This is a genomic window from Streptomyces sp. NPDC091287, assembly GCF_044768525.1.
GTDB lineage: Bacteria > Actinomycetota > Actinomycetes > Streptomycetales > Streptomycetaceae > Streptomyces.
In genome coordinates this window covers 190,994-203,881 of sequence record NZ_JBIVUV010000019.1, presented here as the reverse complement: position 1 = coordinate 203,881, position 12,888 = coordinate 190,994, and the positions used below count along the sequence as shown (strand labels likewise).

Here is a 12,888-nt window from a genome sequence, read left to right as displayed (position 1 = left end):
AGGACGAGGGCGGTGGGAACACGGCCCCGGAGGGAGCGGTGCACGGGGGCGCGGCGCCCGGTGGTGAGCGGAGGTCGGAACAACGGAGGTCCTCGGTCGGGTACGGGCACGCCCACGCGGGCGCGGTGGGTGTCGGGGGAGCGGTGAGCGGTCACTCGGGCTCGGTGACGTCACCGTATTCACCGACGACGACGAGCGCCTGGTTCTTCAACGCCGTCGAGGACTCGTCCCAGTAGCCGCTGTGCCCTTCCACCCCCTTGGTGCCGCCCGGCCCCTCGCCGCCCTCGGCGTCGGTGTTCATCTGGTTGGCGCCGAAGGCCTCGTCGCTGGGGATGAGGAAGACGCCGCCGCCCAGGGACCACTGGCTGCCGCCGTGGCCCCAGCGGCCGATGTCGGGGACCGCGTCGCCGTCCGCCTCCTGGTTCCACACGTGGCCCTTCGGGACGTCCATCTCCTCGGCGGACCCGACCTTGACGCCCGGGCTCCCCGCGAGGATCACGTCGTCGGCGTTGAGGTCGCCCTTCTCCGCCGCCGCCCCGATCAGGGTGGTGCCGTACGAGTGCCCGACGGCCGTGCGGTGCGGTTCGCCGGGGCCGCTGTGCGAGGCTTCCAGGCCGTCCATGAACTGCCGGTACGCGGGGGCTCCGTCGTAGGCGTAGTGCTCGAAGGGCGCGTCCTTCACGACGTCCTGCGGTGCGTCGTAGCCGAGCCAGGTGATGGTGGAGACGTTCGCTCCCGGCGCCGCCTCCTGGGTCTGGCGCCACAGCTGCGTCATCCGGTCGATGTCCCCCTCGACCTTGCCGAGGTTCGCCGTCGTGCCGGGGACGTACACCGCCTGGTGCTCGGCCGTGTCCGGATTGCCGGTGGCCACGATCGCCCGGCCGTTGCCCTCGGCGCTGAACCCCAGCAGATACGCCTCCGGCAGCCCTCTCTCGCCGGTCTGGTCGAACCGGGTACGCAGGGAGTTCATCCCCTTGAGCGAGGTCTCCAGCTGCCGGTGCTGGTCCCCGTACTTCTTGTCCCAGGCCATCCACTCGTCGGTGTGGACCTTCACCGGGTAGCGGCCCGCGGTCATCCAGGTCCACTCGTTGGCGGGGGGCCCCGGAATGCTGTTCAGCTGGAGCTGCGCCACGGCCTGTGTCTCGTCGAGCACGACCCGGTTCGCCTCGTCCCTGATGTCGGAGGGGAGGCCGTCGAGCCTGCCCACCAGGGCGGGGTCGAGCGACAGGTACGCCTCCCGCTCCTCCGGGGTGAGGCCCGCCCACCACGCGGCGTTCGCCTTCGGGGTGCCGTCCTTCGGCGGCCCGCCGATCGCGTCCAGGTACGCCTTGCCCGCGTCCCGCACGCCCTCCATGTCGGACCGCGTGTCCTTCCAGTCGGCGTCCGAGACGGTGAGGTCGTCGTCCGCCGTCAGCGCACGGACCTTGGGCGCCCATTTCCCGTCCGCCTCCGAGGCGTCCTTGAGCGCCCCGGCGATCCGGTCGGCGATCTCCTGGGCGGCCGCGGCGTGCGGGTTGGGGTTGATGTTCGCCGCCTGGCGGCCGACCGCCTGCGCGGTGGGGTCGGTCGCCCCGGTCGTGGAGCCGCCCTTGGGCGGCAGCTCGACGCCGTTCTTCGGCTGGGCCTCCGGATAGCTGACGCTTCCGTCGGGGCCGACCGGGAACTTCCGGGCCGCCGCGTCGTCGAGCGCCGACAGGAGCTTCTTGCGGGCCGCGTCCATGTCGTACGCGAACCCGTTGAGGGCGGCGCTCAACAGACCGCACTGGACCTGGGTGTAGTGGAAGTTGGCCGCGACCCGCTTCAGCTCCGCGATGGCGGCGTCGGCGGCCTCGCCCCGCAGGGACTTGCGGATGCCGGCGGTGACCACGTTCTCCAGGTGGTCCTTGGACTTGGCCGCCATGTCACCGGTGGAACGGTATCCGTCGGCCGCCTCCTCCCACTCGGACGGCTTGAGCTCCTTGAGCGTCGTGAGGTTCACCGGCGCCGTCACCTCCCCGCGTTCTGGCCGCCGACGGCGGGGGTGTCGGCGTGCGCGGTCTTGATGCTGTTCAGCTCCGCCTGCACGGCCTCATCGGTCAGGAGCAGGTCGTGCCCGGTCTTCTCCAGGACGCCCTTGACGCTGTCGCACCGCTTGCCGAGCGCCTTGACGTAGCGGTCCCACGAGGCGTGCACGGTTGTCTGCGCCCCCGCGGTCAGGCAGCCCTCTCCCGCGCCGAGGCCCTTCTGCCCGTCCTGTAGCTTCCCCACGGCCTGGTCGATGCCCTCCCGCAGCGATCCGACGCCCGCGCCGGCGTCGTTCCACGCCTTCTTGGTGGACTTCACCCCGCCGGTGACACCGCTCGTGGCCGGGCCGGGCCCGTCACCCGCCGGGTGCTGGTTGAGCCGCATCCCGACGTCCTGGCGCTGGGAGGCGTCCTGCTTGAGCCGCTCCCATTCATCCCATGCCACGAGCGTTTCCCCCTTGTTCGGCAGTCACCCGCGGCAACGTACCAAAACAGGTGCGCATGAAATGTGGAGACGGGTCGACGCCGACGGCACCCCCGCGTCAGCCGCCTTTCGCCGTCTCCCCCACCGGCCGCCGGTCCACGACCCGGGCCGTGGCGTCCGCGTCCAGGTGGGCGGTGCCCTCCTCGCCCGTCACCGTGACCCGGACCCGGGGGCCCTCTCCCGGACCCGCGCCGGGCGTCACGTCGATGCGCCAGCTCTTCGGATCGCGTACGCCCAGGGTCGTGCGGGCCTCGTGGACCAGCGCGGGGAACAGTTCGTACGGGAGCATCTGGACGTGCATCGTCCCGCCGGCCGGGCGGGCGGCGTCGCCACGGAGCCTCATGTGCCGTTCCTCGATGGTGATCGCGGTGACCTCCGAGGTGCCCACGCGGGCCGCCGGCTCCGGCGCCACGGTCAGCCGGAAGTCCACCGGTACGTCGGCCGATTCGCCGCTCGTCGCCCGCAGGTCCTCGATCCGGGCGAGGGCGGTCCGCGTGACCGGCGGCTCGACGGGCCCCGGGGGCCGGCGCCCGGAGACGAAGCCGATCAGCAGGAGGAGGACCAGGACTCCGCCGCCGGTGAGGACGACGGGCAGCTCCTCCAGGATCGCGCCGGCCGCGATGGCCGCGATCGCCGCGCCGATCACCCCCGACACGACCGTCAGGCGCAGGGCTTCGAGGACGCTGCGGATAGCCGAACTTCCGTGCACGGCATGCTCGTTGACTCCAGCGCCGGCGTCCTGCCCGGCCGTCCCCTGCCCCGTTGTCCCCATGACTGTGATGGTGCCGGTCGCGGGCGATCCGGGGCAGGGGGCGGCGGAAGAGTGACGACGAGGTCAGTCCTCGCCCTCCAGGTTCCCTTCCGTCTCCAGGTACACCTGGCGCAGCGCGTCCAGCACCGCCGGGTCGGGCTTGGCCCACATGCCGCGCGACTCGGCCTCCAGGAGGCGTTCCGCGATGCCGTGCAGGGCCCAGGGGTTGGCCTCCTGGAGGAACTGCCGGTTCTCCGGGTCCAGGACGTACGTCTCGGTGAGCTTGTCGTACATCCAGTCGGCGACGACGCCGGTCGTGGCGTCGTACCCGAAGAGGTAGTCGACGGTGGCCGCCAGCTCGAACGCGCCCTTGTAACCGTGGCGGCGCATCGCCTCGATCCACTTCGGGTTGACGACCCGGGCGCGGAAGACGCGGGACGTCTCCTCGACGAGCGTCCGCGTGCGGACGGTCTCGGGGCGGGTGGAGTCCCCGATGTAGGCGGCCGGTGCCGTGCCCTTGAGCGCGCGCACGGTGGCCACCATGCCGCCGTGGTACTGGAAGTAGTCGTCGGAGTCCGCGATGTCGTGCTCGCGGGTGTCGGTGTTCTTCGCGGCGACCTCGATGCGCTTGTAGGCGCTCTCCATCTCCTCGCGGGCCGGGCGGCCGTCCAGCTCGCGGCCGTAGGCGTAGCCGCCCCAGACCGTGTAGACCTCGGCGAGGTCGGCGTCGGTACGCCAGTCGCGGGAGTCGATGAGCTGGAGGAGGCCCGCGCCGTAGGTGCCGGGGCGGGAGCCGAAGATCCGGGTGGTGGCCCGGCGTTCGTCGCCGTGCTCGGCCAGGTCGGCCTGGGTGTGCGCCCGTACGTAGTTCTGCTCGGCGGGCTCGTCCAGCGAGGCGGCCAGCCGTACGGCGTCGTCGAGCAGCCCGACCGTGTGCGGGAACGCGTCGCGGAAGAAGCCCGAGATGCGCAGCGTCACGTCGATCCGGGGGCGGCCCAACTCCTCGTACGGGATGGGCTCCAGGCCCGTCACGCGGCGCGAGGCGTCGTCCCAGACGGGGCGGATGCCGAGCAGTGCGAAGGCTTCGGCGATGTCGTCGCCCGCCGTGCGCATCGCGCTGGTGCCCCAGAGGGAGAGGCCGACCGAGGTGGGCCAGTCGCCGTTGTCGGTGCGGTAGCGGGTCAGGAGGGAGTCGGCCAGGGCCTGGCCGGTCTCCCAGGCGAGCTTGGAGGGGACGGCCTTCGGGTCGACCGAGTAGAAGTTGCGGCCCGTGGGGAGGACGTTGACCAGGCCGCGGAGCGGGGAGCCGGAGGGGCCGGCCGGCACGAAGCCGCCGTTCAACGCGTGTACGGCGTGGGTGAGTTCGTCGGTCGTGGCCGCCATGCGCGGGACGACCTCGGTGGCCGCGAAGGTGAGGATGTCGGCCACCGCGTCCGGCAGCCCGGCGGCGACGGACGCCACGGCGGCCGGGTCCCAGTCGGCGTCGTCCATCGCCTGGACGAGCGCGCGGGCCTGCTCCTCGATCGTGTCGGCGGCGGTTCGGGTGGCGGCCGACTCGTCGAGGCCGAGCGCCTCGCGCAGCCCCGGGAGCGAGGCCGTGCCGCCCCAGATCTGGCGGGCGCGGAGCACGGCGAGCACCAGGTTGACCCGGTCGTTCCCGGCGGGCGGGTTGCCCAGCACATGGAGGCCGTCGCGGATCTGGACGTCCTTGATCTCGCAGAGCCAGCCGTCGAGATGCATGATGAAGTCGTCGAAGCCCTCGTCCTCCGGCCGGTCCTCCAGGCCGAGGTCGTGGTCGAGCTTCGCGGCCTGGATCAGCGTCCAGATCTGCGCGCGGATCGCGGGCAGCTTCGCCGGGTCCATCGCGGCGATCTGGGCGTGCTCGTCGAGGAGTTGCTCCAGCCGGGCGATGTCGCCGTAGCTGTCGGCGCGGGCCATCGGCGGCACCAGGTGGTCGATCAGCGTGGCGTGGACGCGCCGCTTGGCCTGCGTGCCCTCGCCCGGGTCGTTCACCAGGAACGGGTAGATCAGCGGGAGGTCGCCGAGGGCGGCGTCGGGGCCGCACGCGGCCGACAGGCCCGCGTTCTTGCCGGGCAGCCACTCCAGATTGCCGTGCTTGCCGAGGTGGATCATGGCGTCCGCGCCGAAGCCGTTGTCGTCGGCGGAGGCGGCGATCCAGCGGTAGGCGGCCAGGTAGTGGTGCGAGGGCGGCAGATCGGGGTCGTGGTAGATCGCGATCGGGTTCTCGCCGAAGCCGCGCGGCGGCTGGATGAGGATGAGGAGGTTCCCGCGCCGCAGGGCCGCGAGGACGATGTCGCCCTCCGGGTTGGCGGACCGGTCGACGAACATCTCGCCGGGGGCCGGGCCCCAGTGCCGCTCCACGGCGAGGCGCAGCTCCTCAGGGAGGGTGGCGAACCAGCGGCGGTAGTCGGCGGCCGGGATACGGACCGGGTTCTTGGCCAACTGCTCGTCGGTCAGCCACTCCTGGTCGTGGCCGCCCGCCTCGATCAGCGCGTAGATCAGCTCGTCGCCGTCGCCGGAGACCAGCCCCGGGATGTCGGCCTCCGGGCCGAAGTCGTACCCCTCGGCGCGCAGCCGCCGCAGCAGCGCCACGGCACTGGCGGGTGTGTCGAGCCCGACCGCGTTGCCGATCCGGGAGTGCTTGGTCGGGTAGGCGGAGAGCACGAGCGCGATGCGCTTCTCCCCGTTCGGGATGTTCCGCAGCTTCGCGTGCCGTACGGCGATCCCGGCGACCCGGGCCGCGCGCTCGGCGTCGGCGACGTACGCCGGGAGCCCGTCCTCGTCGATCTCCTTGAAGGAGAAGGGGACGGTGATCAGCCGGCCGTCGAACTCCGGCACCGCGATCTGGGTGGCCGCGTCCAGCGGGGAGACGCCCTCGTCGTTCTCCTCCCAGGCGCTGCGCGGGCTGGTGAGGCAGAGCGCCTGGAGGATCGGCACGTCGAGCCCGGTGAGCGCGCCCGCGTCCCACGACTCGTCGTCGCCGCCGGCCGACGCCTCGGCGGGCCTGGTGCCGCCTGCCGCGAGGACGGTGGTCACGATGGCGTCGGCGGCGCGGAGCGCGTCGATCAGCTCGGTCTCCGGCGTACGGAGGGAGGCGACGTACAGCGGGAGCGGCCGGGCCCCGGCGTCCTCCACGGCGGTGCACAGCGCGTCGATGAACGCGGTGTTCCCGCTCATGTGGTGGGCGCGGTAGTAGAGGACGGCGACGGTCGGCGCACCCTCGGCCACCTCGCGGGCCTCCCGCTCCAGCGGGCCCCACGCGGGGGCCGGGGCGGGCGGCTCGAAGCCATGGCCGGTCAGCAGCACGGTGTCGGAGAGGAACCGGGCCAGCTGCTCCAGGTTGGCGGGCCCGCCGTGCGCGAGGTAGGCGTGCGCCTCGGCGGCGATGCCGATCGGCACGGTGGAGGCGGCCATCAACTGGGCGTCGGGGGCCTGCTCACCGGTCAGCACGACGACGGGGCGGCCGGTGGCCAGCACCGCGTCGAGCCCTTCCTGCCAGGCCCGTACGCCGCCGAGGAGGCGTACGACGACGAGGTCGACGCCGTCCAGCAGCTCCGGCAGTCCGTCGAGGGAGACGCGGGAGGGGTTGGCGTACCGGTAGCTGACGGGTCCCTCGGAAGCGCGGGCGCTCAGGAGGTCGGTGTCGGACGTCGACAGGAGCAGGATCATGCTGCGTCAGGCCTTCCTCGGGGTGTCCACGCCCCGGGCGGTGTCGGAGGGTCTCCCCACGTCCGGCTCGGGAACCGGGCGCTCGGGGAAGGGAGTTCCTGACTCGCCCGGCCGGTGGTGGCGGCCGTGCTCACAGTGGCGGGACCGCGCCGGAATCTCACCGGGCTTCCTCCCCTGTCGCCGTCTGGCGATGGCGGCCTGAACGGACCACCGCCTGCATCCTAAGCGGCGGGGGCGGGACGGGGGCAGGGGGCGGGGGTGCGGTGATGATCACCGCGCGCTGGCCCGGCGGCTCTCCGTACCCCGCTGACCAGCGGGTCGAGCCTGCCCGTGTCCCGCGGGCGGGCCCCATCCGTTCCCACGGATCGGCCTCACCCGCTGTCCCGCAGGTCACAGGAGCGAGCCCACCGAGGGGACCGGCCCGGTCGGTATGCTCGCCGCCATGCCCGATTCCGCCCCCTCGCCCCTTTCCGTGGGCGGCCCATCCCCCCGCGACGGCGGCGACGCCTGCCCGGGGACGCTGCGGCTGCACCGGGCCGACGACGGTGCGCTGGCCCGGGTACGCGTCCCCGGCGGGGTGCTGAGCGCGGACCGGGCGGACACGCTGCTCGCGGTGGCCGGCCGGTTCGGGGACGGTGAGCTGCATCTCACCTCGCGGGGCAACGTACAGCTGCGCGGTCTCGACGCGGAGTGCGGCGGCGGGCCGGCCGAACTGCTCGGCGCCGCCGGGCTGCTGCCGTCCGCCGCGCACGAGCGGGCCCGCAACATCGTGGCCTCGCCGCTCGCCGGACTCGACGGATCGCCCTCGGTCAGCGGCTGGTTGTCCGAGCTGGACGGCCTGGTGTGCGGGTCGGCCGCCGCCGCCGCGCTCTCCGGCCGCTTCCTCTTCGCCCTCGACGCGGGCCGCGGTGACGTGGACGCGCTGGGCGCGGACGTGACGCTGATCGCGGAGGGCGGTGACTGCCTCCTGCGGGTCGGGGCCGCCGACGAGGTGTTCCGGCTGCCGGCGGCGGACGGCCCGCGCGCCGCGCTCCTGGCCGCCGAGGCATTCCTCCGCGCCGCCCGGGGCTCCGGCGCGTGGCGCGTGAAGGACCTCCCCGACGACGTACGCGCCGCGCTGGTCCGCACCATCGGGACGGCGGCGGGCCCGACCGCCCACCGCCCTCGTCCGCGGGCGCCGAAGGCTCCGGAGCCGGGTCTCGTCACCGCACCGCACGGCACCACGACCGCGATCAGCGTCGGCGTACCGCTGGGGCGGCTCGCCCCCGCCCAGTGGCGGCTGCTCACCGAAACGGCCCGGCGCTTCGGGAACGAGCGGTACGGGAACGAACTGCGGCTCACCCCGTGGCGCGGGATCGTCATCCCCGGCCCTTTCGAACCGCTCGAACCCTTCGGGCAGTCCGGACCTTCCAGGCAGTCCGGGCAGTCCGGGCAGTCCGGGCACGCGGCAGAGGCGCTCGACGCCCTGGCGGCAGCCGGGCTGATCACCGGCCCGGACTCCCCGTGGACCGGCGTCGGCGCCTGCATCGGCCACCCCGGCTGCGCGAAGTCGCTGTCCGACGTGCGGGCCGAAGCGGGGGCCGCTGTCGGGCCGGTCGGGCGGCTCCCTGTGTACTGGTCCGGGTGCGAGCGCCGCTGCGGCCACCCCCACGGGGAGTGGATCGACGTGGTCGTCACGCCCGACGGGCACCGGATCTCGCACGTACGGGGCGAACACCGTGACCCCCGGGCGGCGGTCCGCGACAACCCGGCGGAACTCGCCGCGGCGGTCGCCGCGGCCCGCGCCTGAGCACGCTCCCCCAGCTTCCCCTCCCCAGCAACCGGCAGAAGAAAGCGACAGCACTGTGCACCAGTACGAGAAGGACGGACCGGCGATCTACCGCCAGTCCTTCGCCACCATCCGCGCGGAGGCGGATCTGGCCGGGCTGCCCGCCGACGTGAGCCAGGTCGCCGTCCGCATGATCCACGCCTGCGGCATGGTCGACCTCGTACGCGACCTCGCCTTCTCACCGAACGCCGTGGCCGACGCCCGCGCGGCCCTGCGGTCCGGCGCTCCGATCCTCTGCGACGTGGCGATGGTGGCCAGCGGGGTCACCCGCAAGCGGCTGCCCGCCGGCAACGACGTGGTGTGCACACTGTCCGACCCGTCCGTGCCAGAGCTGGCCGCGAAGATGGGGACCACGCGCAGCGCGGCGGCCCTGGAGCTGTGGCGGGACCGGATGGAGGGGGCGGTCGTCGCGGTCGGCAACGCCCCGACCGCCCTGTTCCGCCTGCTGGAGATGATCGAGGAGGGCGCCCCGCGCCCCGCCGCCGTCATCGGCGTCCCGGTCGGCTTCGTCGGCGCGATGGAGTCCAAGGAGGCGCTGGCCGAGCACCCGTCGGGCCTGGAGCACCTGATCATCCGGGGCCGGCGCGGCGGCAGCGCGATAGCGGCCGCGGCGCTCAACGCCATCGCGAGCGAGGAAGAGTAGTGACTTCTCCGGTGAAAGACACCAGTACCGGCAGGCTCTACGGCGTCGGGCTCGGCCCCGGCGACCCGGACCTGATGACGCTGCGGGCCGTCCGGGCCATCGGCGAGGCCGACGTCGTCGCCTACCACAGCGCCCGGCACGGCCGCTCGATCGCCCGGTCCATCGCGGCGGCGCACCTGCGGCCCGACCACATCGAGGAGCCCCTGGTCTACCCCGTCACGACGGAGACCACGGACCACCCGGGCGGCTACCGGGGCGCGCTGGAGGAGTTCTACGAGAAGGCCGCGGCCCGTCTCGCGGCGCACCTGGACGCGGGCCGAGCCGTCGCGGTGCTCGCCGAGGGCGACCCGATGTTCTACGGCTCGTACATGCACATGCACAAGCGCCTGGCCGACCGCTACACCACCGAGGTCATCCCGGGCGTGACGTCCGTCAGCGCGGCGGCGGCCCGCCTCGGCACCCCCCTGGTCGAGGGCGAGGAGATCCTGACGATCCTCCCCGGCACCCTCCCGGAGGAGGAGCTGACGGCCCGTCTCGCCGCCACGGACACGGCCGTGGTGATGAAGCTGGGGCGTACGTTCCCGGCGGTGCGCGGGGCGTTCGAGGCGTCGGGAAGGCTGGCGGAGGCCCGGTACGTGGAGCGGGCGACGATGGCCGGGGAGCGCACGGGCGACCTGGCGGACATCGACCCGGCGTCCGTCCCGTACTTCTCGGTGGCAGTGCTGCCGAGCCGCGTCGACGCGCCGCGCCCGTCCGGAAAGGCCGACGGCGAGGTCGTGGTCGTGGGCACCGGACCGGCGGGCCCGCTGTGGCTGACGCCGGAGACCCGCGGAGCCCTCGCCGCCGCCGACGCCGTGGTCGGCTACACGACCTACCTGGACCGGGTGCCGGTCCGTCCGGGCCAGGCGCGGCACGGCTCGGACAACAAGGTGGAGTCGGAGCGCGCCGAGTTCGCCCTGGACCTGGCCCGGCGGGGCCACCGGGTCGCGGTGGTCTCCGGCGGCGACCCCGGGGTCTTCGCGATGGCGACGGCGGTGCTGGAGGTGGCCTCGCAGGACGCGTACGCGGACATCCCCGTGCGGGTCCTGCCCGGCGTCACCGCGGCCAACGCGGCGGCGGCCCGCGCGGGTGCGCCACTGGGCCACGACTACGCCACGATCTCCCTCTCGGACCGGCTCAAGCCGTGGGAGGTCATCGCGGAGCGCCTGCGCGCGGCGGCCTCGGCGGACCTGGTGCTGGCCCTGTACAACCCGGGCTCCAAGTCCCGTACGTGGCAGGTCGGCAAGGCCCGCGACCTGCTCCTGGAGCACCGCTCGCCGGACACCCCGGTGGTGCTGGCGCGCGATGTGGGCGGCCCGACGGAGAGCGTACGCACGGTGCGGCTGGCCGACGTCGACCCGGCGGAGGTGGACATGCGGACCCTGCTGATCGTGGGCTCGTCGCAGACCCGGTGGGTCGAGCGGGGCGGTTCCGGCCCAGGCCGGTCCATCGTGTGGACGCCGCGCCGCTACCCGGAGGCGTAGAGCTTCCGTACCCAGCGCACGGCCTCGTCGGGCGTACGGGCCACCGGCACCCCTTCCGGTACCGGTGGCCGCCGGACCACGACGACGGGAACTCCCGCTTCGCGGGCGGCGGTGAGCTTGGGGGCGGTGGCGTCCCCGCCGCTGTCCTTGGTGACGAGCACATCGATCCGATGGCGGCGGAGCAGCTCCCGCTCGCCCCGGAGGTCGAACGGCCCCCGGTCGAGCAGGACCTCCATCCGGGCCGGACAGGGCGGCTCGGGAGCGTCGACGGACCGCACGAGGAACCACAGCGCGTCGAGTCCCGCTCCCGCGAAGGCGGCGAGCCCCATCCGCCCGGTGGTGAGGAAGACCCGCTCCCCCAGCGCGGGCAGCAGCTCGGCGGCCTCGGCGAGCGACCCGGCGGTGTGCCAGCGGTCACCGTCCTGGGCGACCCAGCCGGGCCGGCGGAGAGCGAGGAGAGGAACATGGGCCTGAGCGGCGGCCTCGGCCGCGTTCCGGCTCATGGTCGCGGCGAAGGGGTGGGTGGCATCGACGAGGGCGTCCACACCGTGGTCACGCACCCAGGCGGCGAGCCCTTCGGGCCCCCCGAACCCGCCGACGCGCACGTCACCGGGCGGCAGCCGGGGAGCGGAGACGCGCCCGGCGAGCGAGGTGGTCACCCGGAGCCCCGGGTCATGGGCGACCAGGTGCTCCGCCAGCCGGCGCGCCTCGGTCGTACCCCCCAGAACAAGAACATGCACAAGCGGCACAGGCATCGGAACGGACTTCTCTCATGAACGCTGAGGCGCGGGGCGGTCGCAGTGCCCAACTCAAACACACCGGCCTGCGCCCCGGCTGGACGACCGGCTCCTGTGCGACTGCGGCGACGACGGCCGCGTACACGGCACTGCTGACCGGCGACTTCCCGGACCCGGTGACCATCATCCTGCCGAAGGGCCAGACACCGGCGTTCGCGCTGGCGGTGGAGGAGCTGACGGCCGGACCGGGTGAGGCGGTGGCGACGGCCGGCGTGGTGAAGGACGCGGGCGACGACCCGGACGTGACGCACGGGGCACTGGTCCGGTCGACCGTACGGAGACTGCCGCCCGGTTCCGGCGTGGTGTTCCGGGCGGGCCCGGGCGTGGGCACGGTCACCCTCCCCGGCCTGCCCCTGGACGTCGGCGAGCCCGCGGTGAACCCGGTCCCGCGCCAACTGATGCGCGAGCACGTGGAGCGGGTGGCGGCGGAGCACGGCGGGACGGGGGACGTGGAGATCACGGTCTCGGTCGACCACGGCGAGGAGATCGCCCGCTCGACGTGGAACGGCCGACTCGGCATCCTGGGAGGCCTGTCGATCCTGGGCACCACGGGTGTGGTCGTCCCCTACTCCTGCTCGGCGTGGATCGACTCGATCCGCCGGGGCGTGGACGTGGCGCGGGCGGCGGGCCTGACCCACGTGGCGGGCTGCACGGGCTCGACATCGGAGAAGACGGTGGTGTCGGAGTACGGCCTGCCGGACATCGCCCTGCTGGACATGGGCGACTTCGCGGGCGCGGTCCTGAAATACGTACGCCGCCATCCCGTCCCCCGCCTCACGATCTGCGGCGGCTTCGCCAAGCTCTCCAAACTGGCGGCGGGCCACCTGGACCTCCACTCGGCCCGCTCCCAGGTCGACAAGCCCTTCCTGGCCGACCTGGCCCGGACGGGCGGGGCGAACGAGGAGCTGGCTTCCCGCATCACCACCGCCAACACCGGCCTGGAGGCCCTGCGCCTCTGCGAAGCGGCGGGCGTCCCCCTCGGCGACCTGGTCGCCGCCCGAGCCCGCGACGAGGCGCTGTCCGTCCTGCGAGGCGCACCGGTGGAGGTGGACGTGATCTGCATCGACCGGGCGGGGGTGGTGGTGGGGCGGGGGTAGGACGACGGAGCAGCGGGCCCCGACGCTTCGCGCGATCGAGGGTGTCAGCCGCACGGTCTACGCTGCACGGAA

The 12,888-nt window shown here is 73.7% G+C and carries 9 protein-coding genes and 1 riboswitch; of the genes, 4 read left to right on the top strand and 5 right to left on the bottom strand.

The features are described from left to right. Positions 1 to 151 precede the first annotated feature (151 nt). The 4 genes from ACIQRW_RS29720 to cobN form a co-directional block, all read right to left on the bottom strand. Positions 152 to 1,978 (bottom strand): alpha/beta hydrolase, encoded by a 1,827-nt coding sequence (locus ACIQRW_RS29720; protein WP_403765864.1) that lies wholly within the window; start codon positions 1,976 to 1,978, stop codon positions 152 to 154. Positions 1,979 to 1,986: 8 nt separating this feature from the next. Continuing rightward, on the bottom strand, positions 1,987 to 2,448 hold the full coding sequence (locus ACIQRW_RS29715) for a hypothetical protein (RefSeq protein ID WP_403765861.1): 462 nt from the start codon (positions 2,446 to 2,448) through the stop codon (positions 1,987 to 1,989). A 97-nt stretch (positions 2,449 to 2,545) separates the two neighbouring features. Beyond that, complete coding sequence (locus ACIQRW_RS29710) at positions 2,546 to 3,259, bottom strand: hypothetical protein (protein ID WP_403765858.1); 714 nt, start codon at positions 3,257 to 3,259, stop codon at positions 2,546 to 2,548. 63 nt (positions 3,260 to 3,322) lie between these two features. Next, on the bottom strand, positions 3,323 to 6,928 hold the full coding sequence (cobN, locus tag ACIQRW_RS29705) for a cobaltochelatase subunit CobN (RefSeq protein ID WP_403765855.1): 3,606 nt from the start codon (positions 6,926 to 6,928) through the stop codon (positions 3,323 to 3,325). Positions 6,929 to 7,020: 92 nt separating this feature from the next. Beyond that, a riboswitch (cobalamin riboswitch) is annotated at positions 7,021 to 7,100 on the bottom strand. Between the two features lie 258 nt (positions 7,101 to 7,358). Between cobN and ACIQRW_RS29700 the strand changes: the two genes are divergently transcribed. Genes ACIQRW_RS29700 through ACIQRW_RS29690 form a run of 3 tightly spaced genes read left to right on the top strand, consistent with a single transcriptional unit; the run spans position 7,359 to position 10,922 of the window. Further along, positions 7,359 to 8,717, top strand: coding sequence for a cobalamin biosynthesis protein CobG (locus ACIQRW_RS29700; protein WP_403765851.1), 1,359 nt, complete (start codon positions 7,359 to 7,361; stop codon positions 8,715 to 8,717). Positions 8,718 to 8,772: 55 nt separating this feature from the next. Continuing rightward, the gene (locus ACIQRW_RS29695) at positions 8,773 to 9,399 is read left to right on the top strand and encodes a precorrin-8X methylmutase (protein WP_403765848.1); all 627 of its coding nucleotides are present in this window, start codon (positions 8,773 to 8,775) and stop codon (positions 9,397 to 9,399) included. Positions 9,400 to 9,410: 11 nt separating this feature from the next. Then, positions 9,411 to 10,922 carry a precorrin-2 C(20)-methyltransferase gene (locus ACIQRW_RS29690; RefSeq protein WP_403765845.1) on the top strand — a complete coding sequence of 504 codons (1,512 nt, stop codon included), beginning with the start codon at positions 9,411 to 9,413 and terminating at the stop codon, positions 10,920 to 10,922. Here the strand turns inward: ACIQRW_RS29690 and ACIQRW_RS29685 are convergent. After that, a complete protein-coding gene (locus ACIQRW_RS29685) occupies positions 10,907 to 11,677 on the bottom strand; it encodes a cobalt-precorrin-6A reductase (RefSeq protein WP_403765842.1) in 771 nt (256 codons plus the stop codon). The two genes, ACIQRW_RS29690 and ACIQRW_RS29685, sit on opposite strands and share 16 nt — an antisense overlap. A 17-nt stretch (positions 11,678 to 11,694) precedes the next feature. Here ACIQRW_RS29685 and ACIQRW_RS29680 point away from each other — a divergent pair, with 17 nt between their 5' ends. Next, complete coding sequence (locus ACIQRW_RS29680; RefSeq protein WP_403765840.1) at positions 11,695 to 12,816, top strand: cobalt-precorrin-5B (C(1))-methyltransferase; 1,122 nt, start codon at positions 11,695 to 11,697, stop codon at positions 12,814 to 12,816. Positions 12,817 to 12,888 lie beyond the last annotated feature (72 nt).